The organism is Dactylosporangium sp. NPDC050688 (assembly GCF_040654515.1).
GTDB lineage: Bacteria > Actinomycetota > Actinomycetes > Mycobacteriales > Micromonosporaceae > Dactylosporangium.
Genome location: NZ_JBFAIC010000067.1, coordinates 24,704 through 43,353, shown reverse-complemented (window position 1 = coordinate 43,353; position 18,650 = coordinate 24,704). Strand labels below are relative to the sequence as shown.

General features: G+C 71.7%; 16 protein-coding genes and 1 pseudogene. 8 read left to right on the top strand and 9 right to left on the bottom strand.

What is annotated here, in order from left to right; all coding sequences use genetic code 11:
* The first annotated feature begins 63 nt into the window (after nt 1-63).
* The 4 genes and pseudogenes from AB0H83_RS41645 to AB0H83_RS41630 all read left to right on the top strand — a co-directional run.
* Nucleotides 64-903 (top strand): hypothetical protein, encoded by an 840-nt coding sequence (locus tag AB0H83_RS41645; RefSeq protein WP_360105850.1) that lies wholly within the window; start codon nt 64-66, stop codon nt 901-903.
* Nucleotides 904-988: 85 nt separating this feature from the next.
* Nucleotides 989-2,215 (top strand): fumarylacetoacetase, encoded by a 1,227-nt coding sequence (gene fahA, locus AB0H83_RS41640; RefSeq protein ID WP_360105847.1) that lies wholly within the window; start codon nt 989-991, stop codon nt 2,213-2,215.
* A gap of 106 nt (nt 2,216-2,321) precedes the next feature.
* Nucleotides 2,322-3,671: a PQQ-binding-like beta-propeller repeat protein gene (locus tag AB0H83_RS41635; RefSeq protein WP_360105844.1), complete on the top strand. Its 1,350-nt coding sequence runs from the start codon at nt 2,322-2,324 to the stop codon at nt 3,669-3,671.
* 43 nt (nt 3,672-3,714) lie between these two features.
* A pseudogene (locus tag AB0H83_RS41630) lies at nt 3,715-3,837 on the top strand (hypothetical protein); the annotation flags it as partial.
* Nucleotides 3,838-3,858: 21 nt separating this feature from the next.
* Here AB0H83_RS41630 and AB0H83_RS41625 read toward each other — a convergent pair.
* The 5 genes from AB0H83_RS41625 to hppD form a co-directional block, all read right to left on the bottom strand.
* Nucleotides 3,859-4,275 carry a CBS domain-containing protein gene (locus tag AB0H83_RS41625; protein WP_360105841.1) on the bottom strand — a complete coding sequence of 139 codons (417 nt, stop codon included), beginning with the start codon at nt 4,273-4,275 and terminating at the stop codon, nt 3,859-3,861.
* A gap of 132 nt (nt 4,276-4,407) precedes the next feature.
* Nucleotides 4,408-5,445, bottom strand: coding sequence for a histidinol-phosphate transaminase (hisC, locus tag AB0H83_RS41620; RefSeq protein ID WP_360105838.1), 1,038 nt, complete (start codon nt 5,443-5,445; stop codon nt 4,408-4,410).
* Nucleotides 5,442-6,389, bottom strand: coding sequence for an RDD family protein (locus tag AB0H83_RS41615; protein WP_360105835.1), 948 nt, complete (start codon nt 6,387-6,389; stop codon nt 5,442-5,444). The genes hisC and AB0H83_RS41615 overlap by 4 nt, the downstream gene beginning before the upstream one ends.
* On the bottom strand, nt 6,386-7,036 hold the full coding sequence (locus tag AB0H83_RS41610; protein ID WP_360105832.1) for an RDD family protein: 651 nt from the start codon (nt 7,034-7,036) through the stop codon (nt 6,386-6,388). Before AB0H83_RS41610 ends, AB0H83_RS41615 begins: the two co-directional genes overlap by 4 nt.
* Before the next feature lie 10 nt (nt 7,037-7,046).
* Nucleotides 7,047-8,204 (bottom strand): 4-hydroxyphenylpyruvate dioxygenase, encoded by a 1,158-nt coding sequence (gene hppD / locus AB0H83_RS41605; protein ID WP_360105829.1) that lies wholly within the window; start codon nt 8,202-8,204, stop codon nt 7,047-7,049.
* Between the two features lie 102 nt (nt 8,205-8,306).
* On the opposite strand from hppD, the gene AB0H83_RS41600 reads away from it, so the two are divergent.
* Entirely contained in the window at nt 8,307-8,789 is a 483-nt protein-coding gene (locus AB0H83_RS41600) for an Lrp/AsnC family transcriptional regulator (protein WP_360105827.1), read from the top strand.
* 324 nt (nt 8,790-9,113) lie between these two features.
* On the opposite strand, the gene AB0H83_RS41595 is transcribed toward AB0H83_RS41600, so the two are convergent.
* Genes AB0H83_RS41595 through AB0H83_RS41585 form a run of 3 tightly spaced genes read right to left on the bottom strand, consistent with a single transcriptional unit; the run spans nt 9,114 to nt 11,763 of the window.
* Nucleotides 9,114-10,745: a fumarate hydratase gene (locus AB0H83_RS41595; RefSeq protein ID WP_360105825.1), complete on the bottom strand. Its 1,632-nt coding sequence runs from the start codon at nt 10,743-10,745 to the stop codon at nt 9,114-9,116.
* A 14-nt stretch (nt 10,746-10,759) separates the two neighbouring features.
* Entirely contained in the window at nt 10,760-11,068 is a 309-nt protein-coding gene (locus AB0H83_RS41590; RefSeq protein WP_360105822.1) for an AzlD domain-containing protein, read from the bottom strand.
* A complete protein-coding gene (locus AB0H83_RS41585) occupies nt 11,065-11,763 on the bottom strand; it encodes an AzlC family ABC transporter permease (RefSeq protein WP_360105819.1) in 699 nt (232 codons plus the stop codon). Before AB0H83_RS41585 ends, AB0H83_RS41590 begins: the two co-directional genes overlap by 4 nt.
* Before the next feature lie 84 nt (nt 11,764-11,847).
* Between AB0H83_RS41585 and AB0H83_RS41580 the strand changes: the two genes are divergently transcribed.
* Nucleotides 11,848-12,399 carry a helix-turn-helix domain-containing protein gene (locus AB0H83_RS41580; RefSeq protein ID WP_360105815.1) on the top strand — a complete coding sequence of 184 codons (552 nt, stop codon included), beginning with the start codon at nt 11,848-11,850 and terminating at the stop codon, nt 12,397-12,399.
* 36 nt (nt 12,400-12,435) lie between these two features.
* Here AB0H83_RS41580 and AB0H83_RS41575 read toward each other — a convergent pair whose 3' ends face one another.
* Nucleotides 12,436-13,770, bottom strand: coding sequence for a PQQ-binding-like beta-propeller repeat protein (locus AB0H83_RS41575; protein WP_360105812.1), 1,335 nt, complete (start codon nt 13,768-13,770; stop codon nt 12,436-12,438).
* Nucleotides 13,771-14,295: 525 nt separating this feature from the next.
* Between AB0H83_RS41575 and AB0H83_RS41570 the strand changes: the two genes are divergently transcribed.
* Nucleotides 14,296-17,193, top strand: coding sequence for a BTAD domain-containing putative transcriptional regulator (locus AB0H83_RS41570; protein ID WP_360105809.1), 2,898 nt, complete (start codon nt 14,296-14,298; stop codon nt 17,191-17,193).
* Between the two features lie 30 nt (nt 17,194-17,223).
* On the top strand, nt 17,224-18,606 hold the full coding sequence (locus tag AB0H83_RS41565) for a class II fumarate hydratase (RefSeq protein WP_360105806.1): 1,383 nt from the start codon (nt 17,224-17,226) through the stop codon (nt 18,604-18,606).
* Nucleotides 18,607-18,650 lie beyond the last annotated feature (44 nt).

The window sequence follows — 18,650 nt, the reverse complement described above, 5'->3', positions numbered from 1 at the left end:
GAAGTCGTCCGGATAGCGGACAAAGTTGTCCGCCTCTTACAGCGTCCATTAGATTCGGAAGCCGTGTCAAACGCAGTTCCGCCTCTGCTGACCACCCTGGTAGACGACGCCGCCGTCTTCCCGCCGGGGAGCATGCCGCTGCCCGACGCCGTCCCGGCCCACCTCCGCCACCGCGACGGCCCGTGGGCGGCGATGATCGGCCCGCTGCTGGTCCCCGCCGCCGACCTGCCCGAGATCGGCGCCGCCGTCGATGTCGGGGTCGTCGGCGAGCCGGGCGCGGTCGAGCGGGCCCTCGAGACCGCCCCCGGCCACCTCACCGTCCGGCAGGTCGAGTCGCCCGTCGCCAAGCGCGGCGAGGACCCGGCGCCCGGCATCGAGCAGCTCGCCGGCCTGCTGCGCAAGAACAGCGAAAAGCCTTGGGTCTGGTACTTCGAGGTGCCGCTCGCCTGGGGTCTGATGCGCGCCCTCGACCAGCTGGCGCGGCTGCGCGCCGAGGGGCTGCCGGCGGCGGCGAAGTTCCGCACCGGGGGACTCGCCGCCGAGCTGTTCCCGACCCCGGTCGAGCTCGCCGCGGTGATCTGCGCCTGCCGCGACCGCGAGCTGCCGTTCAAGCTGACCGCCGGGCTGCACCACGCGGTCCGGCACACCGACCCCGACACCGGCCTGGTCCACCACGGGTTCCTCAACGTGCTCGCCGCGACCCTCGCCGCGGCGGGCGGCGCCGAGCCCGCCGACCTCGCCGGCATCCTCGCCGGCTCCGACGCGCTGCCGCTCACCGTCGCGATCCGCGACCGGCTCGACCAGCCGCGGCCGCTGTGGGTCGGCTTCGGCAGTTGCAGCGTCGAGGAGCCGGTCACCGACCTGACCAACCTCGGCCTGCTGCCCCGTAAGGTTCCCGCATGACCGGACCGGAGCGCAGCGGAGGGCCGGGCATCATGGGCGCAGTTTCGCGGTCAGGGCGGCGCCGGAGCGCAGCGGAGGTGACGTCATGACCGAGTGGACCGAGCCCGCCGCCGATGATCCGTTCGGGCTGCACAACCTGCCGCTGTGCGCGACCCGGGACGGCTGGGTCGGCGTCCGCGCCGGCGAGCTGATCCTCAACCTGGGCGCCGCCGAGGAGGCCGGCCTGCTCGACGCCGGCGGCGCGTTCACCCGCGCGGGCACCCTCAACCGGTTCCTCGCCACCGGCCGGCCCACCTGGACCCGGGTCCGCGAGCAGCTCACCGACCTGTTCACCGGCCTGTCCACTGGCACGGCCGGCGCGCCGCACCGGGCCGCGGTCGAGGCGATGCTGCACCCCGTGGCCGGCACCGCGCTCGCGCTGCCGTTCGAGGTCGCCGACTACGTCGACTTCTACTCCTCCGAGGAGCACGCGAAGAACCTGAGCCGGCTGTTCCGCCCCGACTCGCCGTCGCTGCTGCCCAACTGGAAGTCGCTGCCCATCGGGTACCACGGCCGCGCCGGCACCGTCGTGGTCTCGGGCACCGACGTGCCGCGCCCGCACGGGCAGCGCAAGGCGCCCGACGAGGAGCGGCCCAGCTTCGGCCCGTCCCGGCGCCTGGACATCGAGGCGGAGCTCGGCTTCGTCGTCGGCGCGCCCTCGACCGGCCCGGTCGGCGTCGACGACTTCCGCGCGCACGTGTACGGCGCCGTCCTGGTCAACGACTGGTCCGCCCGCGACATCCAGGCCTGGGAGTACCAGCCGCTCGGCCCGTTCCTGGGCAAGTCGTTCGCCACCTCGGTCTCGCCGTGGGTGGTGTCCCTCGACGCGCTCGAGCCGGCCCGGGCGGCCGCGCCCGTCCAGGACCCGCCGGTGCTGGACTACCTGCGGGAGGCGGAGCGCTACTCGTACGACATCCGCTTCGAGGTTTTCTGGAACGGCACGCTCGTGTCGCGCCCGCCGTATGCCGGCATCTACTGGACACCGGCGCAGCAACTCGCCCATCTCACCGCGAACGGCGCGTGGGCGCGCACCGGCGACCTGTACGCCTCCGGCACCATCTCCGGCGCCACGCCCGAGGAGACCGGGTCGTTCATCGAACGGACCTGGAACGGCGCACACCCCGTCCGCCTCGACGACGGCTCGACCCGTAGCTTTCTGGAGGATGGCGACACGGTCACGATTTCGGCTGCCGCGCGGTGTGCAGGTGGCCCGGCCGATGGCACCATGATTGGCTTCGGTGAGGTGAGGGGCACGGTGGTGACGCGGGTGTGAGAAGCCCTGCGATCGACGGTCACCGTGAGCAGAATGCGACGATCGCCGGGTATGGTGCCCGGCGGAGGTGGTTATGGGGACCGGTCGTGCGGGGCGGCGATTCAGCGTGCGCCCACGAAACTGGCCCCGGTCGCTGCGCCGGGTCCTCACCGCGCTGTTGGCGATCTTGGTCATCGCCGCGATGGGCGTCACCGCGTACCGGACCCTGAAGCCCGCCGAGACCGTCAGCCGCGCCAACAAGCCGGTGCCGTCACCCGAGCCGATCAAGTCGATCCAGTACGCGGAGCTGCCCTCCGCCCCGCTGATCGTCGAGGGCCGGCTGCGCGTCTACACCGAGCAGCGGCGCGTCTTCGCCGACACGCCCGTGACCGCGCAGCGGGAGATGACGCCGCACTGGGCGTACCGGCGCTGGCCCGCGGAGGTCGTCTCCATCGTCGCGGTCGAGAAACCGGCCAGCGGCGTCGGCCTCTCCGTCGTGATCACCAAGTGGTCCGACGGCGAGATCGTCGCCCTCGATGCGGAGAAGGGTGACATCGTCTGGCAGGTGCGCATCGACCCCGCCGACGGTGAGACGTTCAAGGGCCGCCGCACCGGCGCCAAGACCATGTACGCGCCCGAGGACCTCTTCGTCACCACCTCCTCCCTGGACCACCAGCAGATCGTGATCGCCACCGGCAAGGACGTCGTGCAGGCCATCGACCCCACCGACGGCAAGATCCGCTGGACGCACTCGTTCGCCGCCACGCCCGGCTGCCACTCCGTGGACTGGACCAGCCTCGACGCGTACTTCGTGAAGGACACCTGCGCGAAGCCCGCCACGCTCGAGGTGTACGACGCCGGCACCGGCACCCTGCTCACCACCTGGCGCCCGCCGGGCGCGTCGATCGGCCCGGACAACGTCACCAACTGGTACCTGGAGCCGACCTCCTGCCAGCTCGGCCGCTCCGGGTGCATGCTGTTCAAGGCCGCCCCGACCGGTGACGTGGTCAGCTTCGCCGACGCGGCGTCGGGCCTCGGCAGCATCACCCCGACGTACTGGTCGCTCGGCGCCGACCACATCGTCAAGCCCGAGCCGGTCCCCGACAAGGACAAGGTCGTCGTGGTCGGCGACACCCTGGCCGAGCAGGTCGTCGGCGGCTACATCTGGGCCTTCTCGCGCACCACCGGCCAGCGCCTGTGGATGTCGGAGGTGTCCGGCACGCTGATCGGCGCCGACCAGCGCAACGTGTACCTGATCAACAAGGACTACCAGCTCCTGGTCCTCAACATGGTCACCGGTGCGGTCACGTCGAGCACCGAGCTGCGGATCCGTCCGGAGGACCGGTTCGTCTACAGCGAGCTGTACGTGCACGGCGGCTACCTGGTGATCGAGCGCCTGCACACCACGAACGCGTCGGAGATCGACGACAAGTACTACTTCAGCATGAACACCGTCGTGCTGGTCGGTATCGGGTGAGGCGCCTGGCCGCGCTCGGGGCGGTGCTGCTGGTGCGGTCGAGACGGCCACGACGGCGCAGGCCCAGGGCTCCAGCCCCGCGGTGAAACAGCTCGCCGGCGCCGTCGTGACCGGTCAGACCGCCGAGATCACCGAGATGAAGGCGTTGCTCGACAAGCTGCCGTGAATCTCGGCGCTCCCGGCGTGGTCATCGTTCGGACAGGGTGTCGAGCAGGTCCCCGACGGGCCGGTCCGGCAGCGCCCTGGCGACGTCGGCGAGGGCCACGATCCCGACGAGGTCGTGCCCGTCGATGACCGGCAGCCGCCGTACCTTGTGCTTCGCCATCGTGGCCAGGATCTCCGTCGAGTCGTCATCGGCCCCGATGGTGACCGGCTTGCCCTGCGCGAGCTGGGCGACGGTCACACTGGTCGGGTCGTTGCCGGCGGCGAGCACCTTCACCACGATGTCCCGGTCGGTCAGCATCCCCTTCAGCTGGTTGTCGCTGCCACAGATCGGCAGCGACCCCACATCCAGCTCAGCCATCTTCCGGGCCGCGTCCATCAGCGTCTCGTTCTCCTGCGCGCAGGTGACACCCGCGGTCATGATCTCTCTGGCGGTTGGCATGGCCGCTCCTTCAATCGATGTGCCTTGCGGTCACCAATCCCCTACCCACCGCACCCCGATCGGTACATTCCGCACCCGGGCACCCCGCACCCGGTCACCCCGCGCCCGGGCACGGACGCGATGAGGGCAGCCTCAGAGGCAGTCGAGGAAGGCGTCGTTCTCGCCCGGCGAGCTGATCGTCACCCTCACCCCGTCGCCCGCGAAGGCCCGCACGATCACGCCCGACTCCTCGCACTTCGCGGCGAAGTCCAGCGCGGCGTCGCCCAGGGGCAGCCAGAAGAAGTTCGACTGCGTGTCGGGCACGTCGGGGTACACCTTGCGGACGGCGTCGACGACCCGTTCGCGCTCGGCGGTGATCAGGTCGACCCGGCGCTGCATCTCATCGGAGGCCTGCAGCGCGGCGAGCGCCGCGGCCTGCGCCGTCGCCGAGGTCGAGAACGGCGTGACGACCTTGCGGACGGCGGCGGCGACCTCCGGCGAGCCGACCAGGTACCCGATCCGCAGGCCGGCGAGGCCCCACGCCTTGGACAGCGTGCGCAGGACGACGACGTTGGGCCGGTCGCCGTACACCTCGAGGCCGTCGGGCACGTCGGGGTCGGTGACGAACTCGCGGTACGCCTCGTCGAGGGCCACGAGCACCGTCGGCGGCACGGCGTCCAGGAACGCGTCGAGCTCCGCGCGGCGGCAGGCGGTGCCGGTCGGGTTGTTCGGGTTGCAGACGACGACGAGCCGGGTCTGGTCGGTGATCGCGGCGGCCATGGCCGGCAGGTCGTGCGCGTGCGAGGCGGTGTTGGGCACCCGGACGCTGGTGGCGGCGGTCGTGGCGGCGATGATCGGGTACGCCTCGAAGGACCGCCAGGCGTAGACGGCCTCGTCGCCGGGCAGGCAGGTGACCCGGAAGAGGTGCTCGGTGAGGGCGACCGACCCGCAGCCGGTGGCGATGCGGTCCGCGTCGACGCCGAGGCGCTCGCTGAGCGCGGCGCGCAGCGCGGTGGCGCCCGGGTCCGGGTACCGGTGGGCGCCGGCGATCGACGCGGTGACCGCCTCGACGACACCGGGCAGCGGGCCATAGGGGACCTCGTTGCTGGCCAGCTTGATCGCTCCGGGCACGGTGCGGCCGGCGACGTAGGCGGGCAGGGCGTCGAGGTCTGGGCGGGTGAGGCGGGTCATGACGAATCTCCGGTGGGCTGTGATGGCGGCTGGACGTCCCGCACCACGACGGTGCCGGCCGAACGGTCGTGGAAGGCGCGGTGCAGCGGCCAGTCGATCACCGGGGAGAGGCTGTCGAGGAACTGCAGCACGAACCCGACGCCGCAGGTCCACAGCAGCACCGACAGGCCCAATGGGTTCCACCGGCGGATGGCGCGGCCGTAGCCGATGCGGTCCTCGCTCTCCATGCGCATGACCTTGATCTTCAGCAGCCGCTTGCCGAAGGTCTGGCCGTTGTTGGCGATCGCGGGCACCTCGTAGGCGAACCAGAGGGCCGCGATGAGGATCAGGATCACCACCTGCAGCGTGCCGGAGCGCTCGGACTGCACGATGTCGCCGGTCGACTCGTTGGCCAGGATCCGCTGGTACATCTCGCGGTAGACCGGCCACGACTCGCGCAGGTACTGGTAGACGAACCAGCCGGTGACCGCAGTGTTGATCAGCAGCAGCACGGCGATGTCGACGAGCCGGGCGAGCAGCCGCGCACCGAGCCCGGCGACCTGTCGGCCGTGCGGCATCGCCGCCGCGCCCTGCATGACCGCGGCGGACTGCGGCGGCAGGAGCACCTGGACGGCGCCGGACGGATACCCGCCCGGCGGCAGCGTGCCCTGCGGCTGCACGCCCGGCGGCAGCGGCGTGCCGGGTGGCAGCACGACGGCGCCGGGCGGCAGCTGGCCCGGTGGGAAGCCGCCGGGTGGCACGGGCGTGCCCGGCGGCAGGATGACCGCGCCCATCTGCGGCGCGGGCGTGGGCGTCGGTGGTGGCGGCGGCGGCGGGGCGACGGCTGGTGGCCCCGCCGGTGGGACCGCATCCGCGGGGATGGGGTCACCGAGCCAGCCCTCACCGTCCCAGTACCGCTGGACGGTCTGGTCGACGGGGTCCTTGTACCAACCTGGAGCTGTCACCTGTTGACCTTTACCACAACCGTCTGTGCGACCTTGTCGTGCAGGCACTGCTGGAACGGCTTGTCCCACAGCTGCCACAGCCCGTCGATCCAGGAGAAGAACGGGACGAACATCGCGACGACGTACTGCATCAGCCACCGCTTCGCGGCCACGCCCCGGGTGATCGGCGCCGACGGGTCGTCGAGCCGGATGAGCATCAGGCCGAGCGCCCGCTTGCCCAGTGTGACACCGCGGCGGCTCGGGAACAGCTCGACGTAGTACACGTAGCTCAGGCCGAACATCACCGCGAAGATCGCGACGTAGCCGAGAATGATCGGGCCGACGAACAGCGCCGGGTCGGGCTCGCCGAGCAGCTCGCCGGTGACCGGGTCGGTCTCCAGCTGGGAGGCCTGCGTGCCGATCCAGGCGATCATCGCGATGATCGCCGGGACGATCACCAGCATCGACAGTGCGACGAACACGATGGCGTCGATCAGGTACGCGCCGAGCCGCGCGCCGAACCCGGCGAGCGGCTGGCCGGTCGGCGCCAGCGGCACCGGCGCAGGGCCGTAGTAGGCCTGCGCCGGCACGCCGTAGGCGCCCTGCGGGTAACCAGGAGGTGGACCCTGTGCATATGGGTTGTGCTGCGGCGGTTGCGGGTAGCTCACCCCGATAGTGTTACAGGTTCCCGCGACGTTCCTGTTCCCGCTCGATTGCCTCGAACAGCGCCTTGAAGTTGCCCTTGCCGAAGCCCAGTGACCCGTGCCGCTCGATCAGCTCGAAGAACACCGTCGGGCGGTCCTGCACGGGCTTGGTGAAGATCTGCAGCAGGTAGCCGTCCTCGTCCCGGTCGACCAGGATGCCGCGGGCCTTCAGATCCTCGATCGGCACCCGGACCCGGCCGATGCGCGCCCGCAGCTCGGGGTCGTCGTAGTACGAGTCGGGCGTGGCCAGGAACTCCACCCCGGCGGCCCGCATCACGTCGACGGTACGCAGGATGTCGCCGGTGGCCAGCGCGATGTGCTGGGCGCCCGGCCCGCCGTAGAACTCCAGGTACTCGTCGATCTGTGACTTCTTGCGCGACACGGCGGGCTCGTTGAGCGGGAACTTCACCTTGCGGGTGCCGCTGGCCACGACCTTGCTCATCAGCGCGGAGTACTCGGTGGCGATGTCGTCGCCGACGAACTCGGCCATGTTGGTGAAGCCCATGACCCGGTTGTAGAACTCGACCCACTCGTCCATGCGGCCCAGCTCGACGTTGCCGACCACGTGGTCCACGGCCTGGAAGAACCGCCTCGCCGGCGGCGTCACGATCGGCTGCCTCGCCACGAACCCCGGCCGCCACGGGCCGCTGTAACGCGACCGGTCGATCAGGGTGTGGCGGGTCTCGCCGTACGCCGCGATCGCCGCGACCCGGACGGTGCCGTGCTCGTCCTCCTCGTCGTGCGGGGCCTCCAGGCCCGTCGCGCCCTGCCGCAGCGCGTGCGCATAGGCGGTGTCGACGTCCGGGACCTCCAGCGCGATGTCGGCGATGCCGTCGCCGTGCCGCTCGTAGTGCTGCGTCGCGGCCGCCTGCCGGTGCACGCCGCCGGCCAGCACGAACACCGCCGAGCCGGACTTCAGCACGTACTCCGCATGGTCGCGGTACCCCTGCTCGGGCCCCCGGTACGCGACCAGGGTCATCCCGAACGCCGTCGAATAGTAGTGCGCGGCCTGCTTGGCGTTGCCGACGTAGAACCTGACGTGATCGAGCCCGGTCAGCGGGAACGGGTCATGCGACACGTCACGCTCGACAGCACCGATGAGCTCGTTGATGTCCTCGATAGCGCGGGTCATACGCCCAAGCCTGGCTCCGCACCATCAGCTGGGCAAGGAACGCTATTCTGCATGGTCAAGTTGCTCATGTTGTCGGAGACTCCGGGGGTACGGGTGGACAAAATGCCTAACCCGATCGACGCGCTGGACGCGCGGCTGATCGGCCTGCTGGCCGCCGAACCCCGCATCGGGGTGCTGGAGTGCTCCCGCCGGCTGCACGTCGCCCGCGGCACGGTCCAGGCCCGGCTCGACCGCCTCACCGAGCGCGGCGTGATCCGCGGCTACGGCCCCGACATCGACCCGGCGGCCCTGGGCTACGGCGTCACGGCCTTCGTCACCCTGGAGATCCGCCAGCGCTTCGGCCACGACCCGGTCGCCGCCCACCTGGCCGAGATCCCTGAGGTCCTCGAGGCCCACACCATCACCGGCTCGGGCGACCTGATGTGCCGCATCGTGGCCCGGTCGAACTCGGACCTGCAGCGGGTGATCGACCGGGTGATGGGGTTCGACGGCATCGAACGCTCCTCGACGATCATCGCCCTGGCCGAGCAGATCCCACACCGCACCCTCCCCCTCGTGACCGCCGCCGCCCGGCTCGCCGGCTAGGACTGTGACCACGAACGTTCACCGGGTGGGTGGTGTGGTTCCCGCCGTGCGGGTGCGGCGAGCGACTCCCCTCCGTGGGGCGGCCCTCAGCGGGCCAATCAGCCCCAGCCACCGTTTCGCCCGGCCGGGCCGCCGTGGTGATCCAAGTCGCGTCCTGGCCATCTGGACGACCACGTCGCGACTTCGATCAACCGGACAAGATCGCCCGCGAGCGGCCGTGACCTGCCGGTATGATCTGCGACTCCAGCTGTCGCGTGCCGTGTCGCCAACCTCTCCGGCGGCGACCTCGAAGAGGTCATTCGGGTCGCCGCCAACCTGTGGCTGCTACCGGCCGATCTGCAGGGTCAGCGTGGGCTTGGTCACCTCGGCGAAGAAGTCGTTGCCCTTGTCGTCGACCACGATGAAGGCCGGGAAGTCCACCACGTCGATCTTCCAGACCGCTTCCATGCCCAGCTCGGGGTACTCGATGACCTCGACGTGCTTGATGCAGTCCTGGGCGAGCCGGGCGGCAGGGCCGCCGATCGAGCCGAGGTAGAAGCCGCCGAACTGCTGGCAGGCCTCGGTGACCTGCTTGGACCGGTTGCCCTTGGCGAGCATCACCAGGGAGCCGCCCGCGGCCTGGAACTTCGCGACGTACGCGTCCATGCGGCCGGCGGTCGTCGGGCCGAACGAGCCGGACGCGTAGCCGGACGGGGTCTTCGCCGGGCCGGCGTAGTAGACGGCGTGGTCGCGCAGGTACGCGGGCATCGGCTCGCCCGCGTCCAGGCGCTCGGCGATCTTGGCGTGGGCGATGTCGCGGGCCACGACCAGCGGGCCGGTCAGCGACAGGCGGGTCTTGACCGGCAGCGTCGCGAGCTGGGCGCGGATCTCGGCCATGGGGCGGGTCAGGTCGACGGCGACCACGTCGTCGTCGAGGTGCTCGTCGGTGACGTCGGGCAGGAAGCGGGCCGGGTCGCGCTCCAGCTGCTCCAGCCAGATCCCGGACTCGGTGATCTTCCCGACGGCCTGGCGGTCGGCGGAGCAGGAGACGGCGATCGCGACGGGGCAGGAGGCGCCGTGGCGCGGGAGGCGCACGACGCGCACGTCGTGGCAGAAGTACCGGCCGCCGAACTGCGCGCCGATGCCGAACTCGCGGGTCAGCTGCAGCACCTCGGCCTCCAGCTCCAGGTCGCGGAACCCGTGGCCGGTGGGCGAGCCCGCCGTCGGCAGCGTGTCGAGGTACTTCGCGGAGGCCAGCTTCGCCGTCTTGAGGGCATGTTCGCCGGACGTACCGCCGATGACGACCGCCAAGTGATACGGCGGGCACGCGGCGGTGCCGATCAGCCGCAGCTTCTCCTCCAGGAACTGCATCATCCGCGTCGGATTGAGCAGGGCCTTCGTCTCCTGGTAGAGGTAGCTCTTGTTGGCCGAGCCGCCGCCCTTGGCCATGAACAGGAACTTGTACGCGTTGTCGCCTTCGGCGTACAGCTCGATCTGGGCGGGCAGGTTGGACCCGGTGTTCTTCTCGTCCCACATGGTGAGCGGGGCGAGCTGCGAGTAGCGCAGGTTGAGACGGGTGTAGGCGTCGTAGACGCCGCGGGCGATGGCCTCTTCGTCGTTGCCGTCGGTGAGGACGAACCGGCCGCGCTTGCCCATGACGATCGCGGTGCCGGTGTCCTGGCACATGGGCAGCACGCCGCCGGCCGCGATGTTGGCGTTGCGCAGCAGGTCGAGCGCGACGAACCGGTCGTTGGGCGAGGCCAGGGGGTCGTCGATGATCGAGCGGAGCTGGGCGAGGTGGGCGGGGCGCAGGAAGTGCGCGATGTCGTGCATCGCCTCGTCGGTGAGACGGGTCAGCGCCTCCGGGGTGACGGTGAGGAACCGCCCGTCGCGGCCGATCCCGTCGCTGGTGACCAGCCGGTATTCGGTGGTGTCGGGTCCGATCGGCAGCAGCGGCGAGAACGCGAACTCTGGCATGCCCTCGACTGTAGTTACTGGATTCCGGCCAGCCTGAGCAGGGCGGCGGTGACCGCGGCGGCGACCACCACGACGACGAACGGCAGTTTCCGCCAGGCGAGGACGGCGCCGACGGCGACACCGGCGGGGCGCGCGACGCCGACGAACTCGGTGCCGTCCAGCAGCGCGGCGGTGCCGATGAGCGCGGCGAGCAGCGCCACGGCGGCGAGGGTCAGGTAGCGCTTGACGGCCTCGGAGACGGTGATCCTGCTGCGCAGGGCCGGTCCGGCGAAGCGCAGCGCGTAGGTGCCGGCGGCCAGCGCGACGATCGCGATCCAGCTCACGATTCTTCTCCAGAGGCAGCGGTGGTACGGGTGCGCGAGGACGGCACGGGAAGGGCGAACGCGAGCCCGAGCAGGGCCAGCAGCACCGGCAGCCCGGCCGGCAGGAACGGCGTGGCGACCAGCGCGACGGCCGCCCCGGTGACCGCGACCCGCACGGCGATCTTGTCCTTCAGCGACGGCAGGGTCAGCGCCAGCAGCGCCGCCGGGAAGGCCGCGTCGATGCCGTAGCGGTTGGGGTCGCCGAGGGTACTGCCGACGATCGCGCCGACGGTGGACGAGATGTTCCACGTGACGAACAGCGCGGTGCCGGTGAGCCAGTACGCGCGGCGGCGCCGGGCCGGGTCGTCCTGCGCCAGCGCGAACGCCACCGACTCGTCGGTCAGGATGTGGCTGCCGACCACCCGCCGCCAGCGGGACCCGCCGAGGGTCTCGTTGCCGACCGCCAGCCCGAACGGCAGGTGCCGGGCGTTGAGCAACAGGCCGGCGAGGATGATCGCCAGCGCCGTCCCGCCCGCGGAGACCAGGCCGACGGCGAGGAACTGGGCGCCACCGGCGTACACGAACGCGGACATCACCACGATCTGGCTGAGCGGCAGGCCCGCGGCGGTGGCGATGGCGCCGAACGACAGCCCGACCACCACCGCGGCCGCGCACAGTGCCCCCACGTCACGCACCATGGGATCTGTTCGGAGCATCGAACGCATGGTTCGTTATGCTGGACGCAGTACCACGTGTTCGTCAAGCCGAATGCATCGTTTGCTACACCGAACGGGAGTCCGATGGGCGCGCCGCTGGAGTTCATCGCCGCCGCACTGCGCCGCGAGCGGGACCGCGCGCAGCTGTCTTTGAGCGAGGTCGCCAAGCGGGCCGGCATCGCCAAGTCGACCCTCCACCAGCTGGAGTCCGGCTCGGGCAACCCCAACATCGAGACGCTGTGGGCCCTGGCGGTGGCGCTCAACGTGCCGTTCAGCCGGCTGGTCGAGCCGCCCGAGCCGCCCGCCCCGCGGGTGATCCGGGCCGGCGAGGGCTCGTCGGTCCAGGCCGAACAGGCCGACTTCGCCGGCACGCTGCTGGCCACCTGCCCGCCGGGCGCCCGCCGCGACATCTACCTGATGCGGATCGGCATGGGCGGCCCGCGCAAGGCCGACGCGCACCTGCCCGGCACCGTCGAGCACGTGATCCTGATGAGTGGCCGGCTCCGGGTCGGCCCGGCCGACGCCACCGTCGACCTGGACGTGCACGACTACTGCTCGTTCCCTGGCGACGTGCCGCACGTGTACGAGGCGCTGGCCCCCGGCACGTCCTTCACGCTGGTCATGGAGCACCGCTAGCGCGGGCCGGCCCGCCGTGGTGATCCAAGTCGCGTTCTAGCTGAACGGCAGGAACCCGAGATTGCGGCCGCGGGAGATCATCAGCCCGTCGGGGCCGACGCCGAGCACGTCGGACGTGGTCTTCGCGTCCAGGCGCAGGCTGCCGCTGTCCGGCTTGTACGCCTTCAACGTCCCCGCCCCCGTGTCGTTGACCAGCACCGCGTAGCGGGTGATCGCCACGTCGGCCTTCTCCCCGATCTGCTGCGTCCACGCGGTCTTGCCGGTGGTCAGGTTGATCACCTGCAGCGTCTTCTTGTCGGCGCCGCGGATCAGCCCGTACTGGCTGTCGGCCGCGACGAGCGTGTCACCGGGCGCGCCCACGAACAGCTCGCGCCCGTCCCGCGGCGACAGGAACACCTCCCGGTTGTCGCCCCGCGTCGCCGCGATCACCGTGTCCGCGCCGGCCGGGTCCCGGCGCTGCTCGCAGCCCGCCCCCGACGAGGTGCGCAGGTCGTAGCCGTCCTTGCGCCACACCGCCTTGCCGGTGGCGGGGTCGCGCGCCTCCAGGCTGAAGCGGCAGTTGCCGTCCTTCGGCGCCGCGGTCGAGACCAGCACCCGCCCGCCGACCACCACGATCCGGCTGCTCGTCGTCGGCTCCTCGGTACGCAGCCGCTTCCCGGTCAGCGTGTCCACCACCTGTACGCGCTGGTCGATCGGGAACCCCAGCATCGCCGGGATGCCCCCGGGCATCGCCTCGACCGCGTCGTCGTACGTGCCCGACAGCAGGCGCGTGCCGAGCAGGTCGTTGTTGGCCCCGGCCAGCACCCTGCCGATCCCGGGCAGCGCCAGCTTCCAGATCTGCGCCCCGTCCTTCGGCGCCCGCGCCGTGAGCGCGCAGTCCGTCAGGCCGTCACAGCTCAGCACCAGCACGGAGTCCCGGTACGTCCATGCCCCGACCGCGGCGCCGTCCTTCCACTTCACCGTGCCCGAGCTCGGATTGAGCGCCTCGAGCCCTTTCCCGCGCCGCCCGACGATCATGACCACGTTCGCCTCGTCGCCGGCGACCGCGGCCCAGTCGGCCTCCTTGGTCCACAGCTCAGTACCGCTGCGCAGCCCCCGCGCCTCGATCGTCCCGCGCATCTGCACGACGACCGCGTCCCCGGCGATCACCGCCGCCGACGGCTGCCCCCCGACCCGGTCCGTCCACAGCGTCTGCGGCTCCGACAGCTTCCCGCTGCTGGACGCGACCTTCTCCCACCAGTCGGTGACGTCCCCGGACACCTTCGGAATCGGGTTCCACCCGGTGACCAGGATGCCCGTGATGATGAGCGCCAGCACACCGATCGCGCCAAGCGCCGTCTCGAAGTTGCGGACCGCTCCTCGTCGTGCCACCCGCCCACGGTAACGGCGCAGGAGGATACTGCGGTGGATCGCCCGATAAGCCCGTGTCGCGGATATTTCACCCGCCAGTGGTCACCCTCTCCCGCCGAGGTGACGAAGCCCGTTCTGACCGTCGGCCGGCAGTGAGCCGCGCCGCGGGTCAGGGCAGTGCGCGAAGGCTGGCGCGGTGCCGCCCCCGGCCGGGCGCCGAAACAGCAAATGGGGGCCGCACACGTCATTGGGCGCGACCCCTCACCAAATGGTTGCGCCCCGCATAGCCGAAATATCCCCGTTCGTCCAGACCGGTGCAGGGCGGGACCCGAGTAGCTCGCGGTCGGGTGTTGAGTAAGCCCCTGCAAGACCTGGACGCATTCCGGCATGCGCATGGCGTTGCATGAAAAAGACTCCACGGCGCTGCTCTTTCGTCGCTCTCATTTGACTACCATCGGGCATTACCGCGTGCAGCTTCGAGGGGAGGCAGGCGCCGCACAGAGGGTGGTTATGCGCAATTCGACCAGGTTTTCGATCTTGGGGCCGGTGCAGATCCGCACACCGGTTACCGAGATCACGGTTGCGGCGCCGCGGGAACGCATCCTTCTGGCCCTGCTGCTGCTGCGCGAAGGGCAGCTGGTGCCGGTCCAGCAGGTCATCGCGGCGCTCTGGGACACCAACCCGCCGACGACCGCGCGGGCGCAGGTGCACAGCTGCGTCTCCCGGCTCCGGCAGCTGCTGCGCCGGGTCGGGCTGCCCGAGGAGCTCGTCATCACCGAGCCGTCCGGGTACCGGCTGAAGGTCGGCACCGACGAGCTGGACGCCGCCGTGTTCGCCGCGCGGGTCGAGCGGGGGCGGGCCGCCGCGGCCGACGGGGACCTCGCCGTCGCGCGGGACGCGCTGCGGGCCGCGCTCGCGCTGTGGCGCGGCCGGCCCCTTGCGGACGTCGACTCCGACGCGGTCCGGGCGTCCGCGGCGCACCTCGAGGAGCAGTGGACCGCGGCGATGTCGCTCTGCCTCGACCTGGAGCTCAAGCTCGGCGCCGCCGAGGAGATCCTGGCCGAGGTCGCCGACCTGGTCGAGCGGTACCCGCACCACGAGCAGTTCCGCGGCCACCTGATGACCGCGCTCGCCCGCACCGGCAGGCGCGCCGACGCGCTCGCCGTGTTCCGCCGCGGCCGGACCATGCTGGCCGAGGAGCTGGGCATCGAGCCGGGCGCCGAGCTGGTGGAGCTGCACCGGCGGATCCTCAACGGCGACGTGGCGCTGCTGCTCGGGCCGGTCGAGGCGCGCGACGAGCCGCGCCGCGCCGCCCGCTGCCTGCCCCGCGACATCGCCGACTTCGCCGGCCGGGCCGACGCGTTCGGCCGGATCGTCGCGGCGCTCAGCGACGAGCGGCACGCCGTGCTCGCCATCGACGGGATGGCCGGCACCGGCAAGACCACCCTGGCGGTGCGGGCCGCGCACGCGGTGTCGCCGCAGTTCCCCGACGGGCAGCTGTACCTGGACCTGCGCGGGCACAGCGACCGTGCGCCGCTGGACCCGGGCGAGGCGCTCGGCGCACTGTTGCGGCAGTTGGGGGTACCGGCGGAGCGCGTACCGGCGGTGCTGGACGACCGCGCGGTGCTGTGGCGCACCGAGCTGGCCGACCGGCGGGTCTTCGTGCTGCTCGACAACGCCCTGGACTCCGCGCAGGTGCTGCCGCTGCTGCCGGGCACCGCGCACACCGGCGTGATCATCACCAGCCGGCGGCGGCTCGGCGGGCTCGACGGCGTGCAGCCCGTGTCGCTGGACGTGCTGCCGCTGGAGGAGGGCATCGAGCTGCTGGAGCGCACCGTGGGCGCGCGGGCCCTCGTCGACCGGGCCTGCACGACGGAGGTCGTGGAGCTGTGCGGGCGGCTGCCGCTGGCGGTGCGCCTGGCCGGTGCCCGGCTGCAGCACCGGCCCAGCTGGACGGTCGCGGACCTGGCCCGGCGGCTGCGCGGCGCGGACCGGCGGCTGCCGGAGCTGGCCGTCGACGGGCGGACCCTCGCCGCGGCGTTCGCGCTGTCGTACCAGCAGCTGCCGGTACACCTGCAACGGTTCTTCGGGCTGCTCGGCCTGCACCCGGCGGGGGACTTCGAGCCGGCCGCGGCGGCCGCGATGGCGCAGCTGCCCGTCGCCGAGGCCGAGGACCTGCTGGAAGAGCTGGTCGACGTGCACCTGGTCGAGGCGCCGGCGGCCGGCCGGTACCGGCTGCACGACCTGCTGCGAGACTACGCGGCGCAGCTCGCGGTCGACGGCGACGCGGCCGTCGACCGGCTGCTCGATCACTACCTGCACAGCGTGGCCGGCGCGAACAGGTTCCTGGAGCTGGCCGACACGCGGGCGGTGCTGCGGCTGGACGTGCCGCCGGCGACCGCCCGGGAGTTCGGCGGGGTCGCGGAGGCCCGGCGCTGGCTGGAGCGGGAGCTGCCCAACGTGCTCGGCGCCGCCCGGCTCGCCTCCGACCTCGGCCGGCACCTGCAGATCTGCCTGATGACTCGGGCGGTGTCGCCGTTCCTGTTCGGGTTCGGCTACGGCGAGACCCAGCTCGACCTGTACGAGCGCGCCATCGCCGCGGCGAAGACGCTGCCCAGCCCCGAGCTGGAGGCGGAGTCGCGCAACTACCTGGCCGCGGTGTACTTCCGGATGGGGCGCATGGCGGAGGCGCTGTCGACGCTGCGGCTGGTCACCAGGATCGCCGAACGGGAGGGCATCCCGCGGCTGGTCGGCACCGCCCTGACGAACACCGCGATGCTGCACAGCAAGCTCGGCCGGTACGCCGACGCGATCGCCGCCGCCGAAGCCGCCGCCGCCCTGGAGATGGACGAGGCGCCGGCGAGCCTGCAGTTCAAAATCAACAGCACGATCGGGCTCGTGCACACCCAGGCCGGCAACTACCAGCAGGCGCTGAGCGCGAACCGGCGGGGGCTGGCCGTCGCCCGGCGGATGGGCGGCCTGCGCGCGTTCGGGATCATGCTCGGCGAGATCGGCCTGGTGCACCTGCACCTGGGGCACCTCACCGTGGCGACGGCGATGCTGCGCCGGGCGCTGGTGCTCAAGCAGCACTCGGTCAACCAGTACGGCTCCGCGGAGACGCTGAGCAAGCTCGGCACCGCCCACCGCCTGCAGGGCCGGCTCGCCGACGCCGTGGCCTGCCAGCGGGCCGCGCGCTCGCTCATGGAGCAGGTCGCCGACGTCTCAGGGCAGTGCCTCACCGCCAACGACCTGGCGATCACGCTGCGCGAGCTCGGCATGCACGAGGAGGCCCGGCAGCTCAACGAGGAGGCGCTGGCCAAGACGATCCGGATCGGCGACCGGTACGAGCAGGCCCGCGCCCTGGCCGGCCTCGGCCGGTACGAACAGGCGGTCATGCTGTTCGAGGAGCTCGGCGTCTGTGATCTGAGCGCACTTTCTCGTTGACGAAGGCCCGCGCGGGGCACTGTAGAACGTATGGAATTCCGCGTGGAGCACGACACGATGGGTGAGGTCCGCGTCCCGGCCGACGCGTTGTGGCGGGCGCAGACGCAGCGGGCGGTGGAGAACTTCCCGATCTCCGGTGGCCGCCTCGAGCCGGCGCACATCAAGGCGCTGGCGCAGATCAAGGCCGCCGCGGCGACGGTGAACGCGTCGCTGGGCGTGCTGAGCGCCGACGTGGCCACCGCGATCGCGGCCGCCGCCGACGACGTGATCAGCGGGCTGCACGACGCGCAGTTCCCCATCGACGTGTTCCAGACGGGGTCCGGCACCTCGTCCAACATGAACGTCAACGAGGTCCTCGCCACCCTCGCGTCGCGGTTGCTGGGACGGGCCGTACACCCGAACGACCACGTGAACGCGTCGCAGTCGTCCAACGACGTGTTCCCCACCTCGATCCACATCGCGGCCGCGACCGCGCTGACGTTCGAGCTGATCCCCGCGCTGGAGGCCCTGGCCGCGGCGCTGTCGTCGAAGTCCGAGGAGTTCGCGACCGTGGTCAAGGCCGGCCGGACGCACCTCATGGACGCGACCCCGGTGACGCTCGGGCAGGAGTTCTCCGGCTACGCCGCGCAGGTCCGCTACGGCGTCGACCGCGTCGCGTCCGTGCTGCCCCGGGTGTGCGAGCTGCCGCTGGGCGGGACCGCGGTCGGCACCGGCATCAACACCCCGCCGTCGTTCTCCGCCGCGGTGATCGCCGAACTGGCCTCGACCACCGGGCTGCCGCTCACCGAGGCGCGCAACCACTTCGAGGCCCAGGGCGCCCGCGACGCGCTCGTGGAGGCGTCCGGGCAGCTGCGCACGATCGCGGTCGGCCTGTACAAGATCGCCAACGACATCCGGTGGATGGGTTCCGGGCCGCGGGCCGGGCTGCGCGAGCTGCGCCTGCCGGACCTGCAGCCGGGCTCGTCGATCATGCCGGGGAAGGTCAACCCGGTGGTGCCCGAGGCGGTGCGGCAGGTCGTCGCCCAGGTCATCGGCAACGACGCGGCGGTCGCGTTCGCCGGCTCGCAGGGCGACTTCGAGCTCAACGTGATGCTGCCGGTGATCGCCCGCAACCTGCTGGAGTCGATCCGGCTGCTCGCCAACGTGTCCCGGCTGTTCGCCGCGCGCTGCGTGGACGGGCTGGCGGCCAACGAGGAGGTGCTGCTGTCGTACGCGGCGGGCTCCCCGTCGATCGTCACGCCGCTGAACCGGTACCTCGGCTACGACGAGGCCGCCGCCATCGCCAAGGAGGCCCTGGCCAGCGGCCGGACCATCCGGGAGGTGGTCGTGTCCCGGGGCCACCTCGACCGGGGCACCCTGACGGAGGCGCAGCTCGACGAGGCCCTCGACCTGCTGTCGATGACCCACCCGTAACCGTGTCAGCGGCCGTGTCAGGGCCGTGACAGGGTCGTGACAGC

Bases quoted from the DNA above. Each gene is read 5' to 3' on its own strand.
- fahA (WP_360105847.1), top strand. From the start codon at position 989: ATGACCGAGTGGACCGAGCCCGCCGCCGATGATCCGTTCGGGCTGCAC.
- AB0H83_RS41625 (WP_360105841.1), bottom strand. From the start codon at position 4,275: ATGCCAACCGCCAGAGAGATCATGACCGCGGGTGTCACCTGCGCGCAG.
- hisC (WP_360105838.1), bottom strand. From the start codon at position 5,445: ATGACCCGCCTCACCCGCCCAGACCTCGACGCCCTGCCCGCCTACGTC.
- hppD (WP_360105829.1), bottom strand. From the start codon at position 8,204: ATGACCCGCGCTATCGAGGACATCAACGAGCTCATCGGTGCTGTCGAG.
- AB0H83_RS41600 (WP_360105827.1), top strand. From the start codon at position 8,307: ATGCCTAACCCGATCGACGCGCTGGACGCGCGGCTGATCGGCCTGCTG.
- AB0H83_RS41595 (WP_360105825.1), bottom strand. From the start codon at position 10,745: ATGCCAGAGTTCGCGTTCTCGCCGCTGCTGCCGATCGGACCCGACACC.
- AB0H83_RS41585 (WP_360105819.1), bottom strand. From the start codon at position 11,763: ATGCTCCGAACAGATCCCATGGTGCGTGACGTGGGGGCACTGTGCGCG.
- AB0H83_RS41580 (WP_360105815.1), top strand. From the start codon at position 11,848: ATGGGCGCGCCGCTGGAGTTCATCGCCGCCGCACTGCGCCGCGAGCGG.
- AB0H83_RS41565 (WP_360105806.1), top strand. From the start codon at position 17,224: ATGGAATTCCGCGTGGAGCACGACACGATGGGTGAGGTCCGCGTCCCG.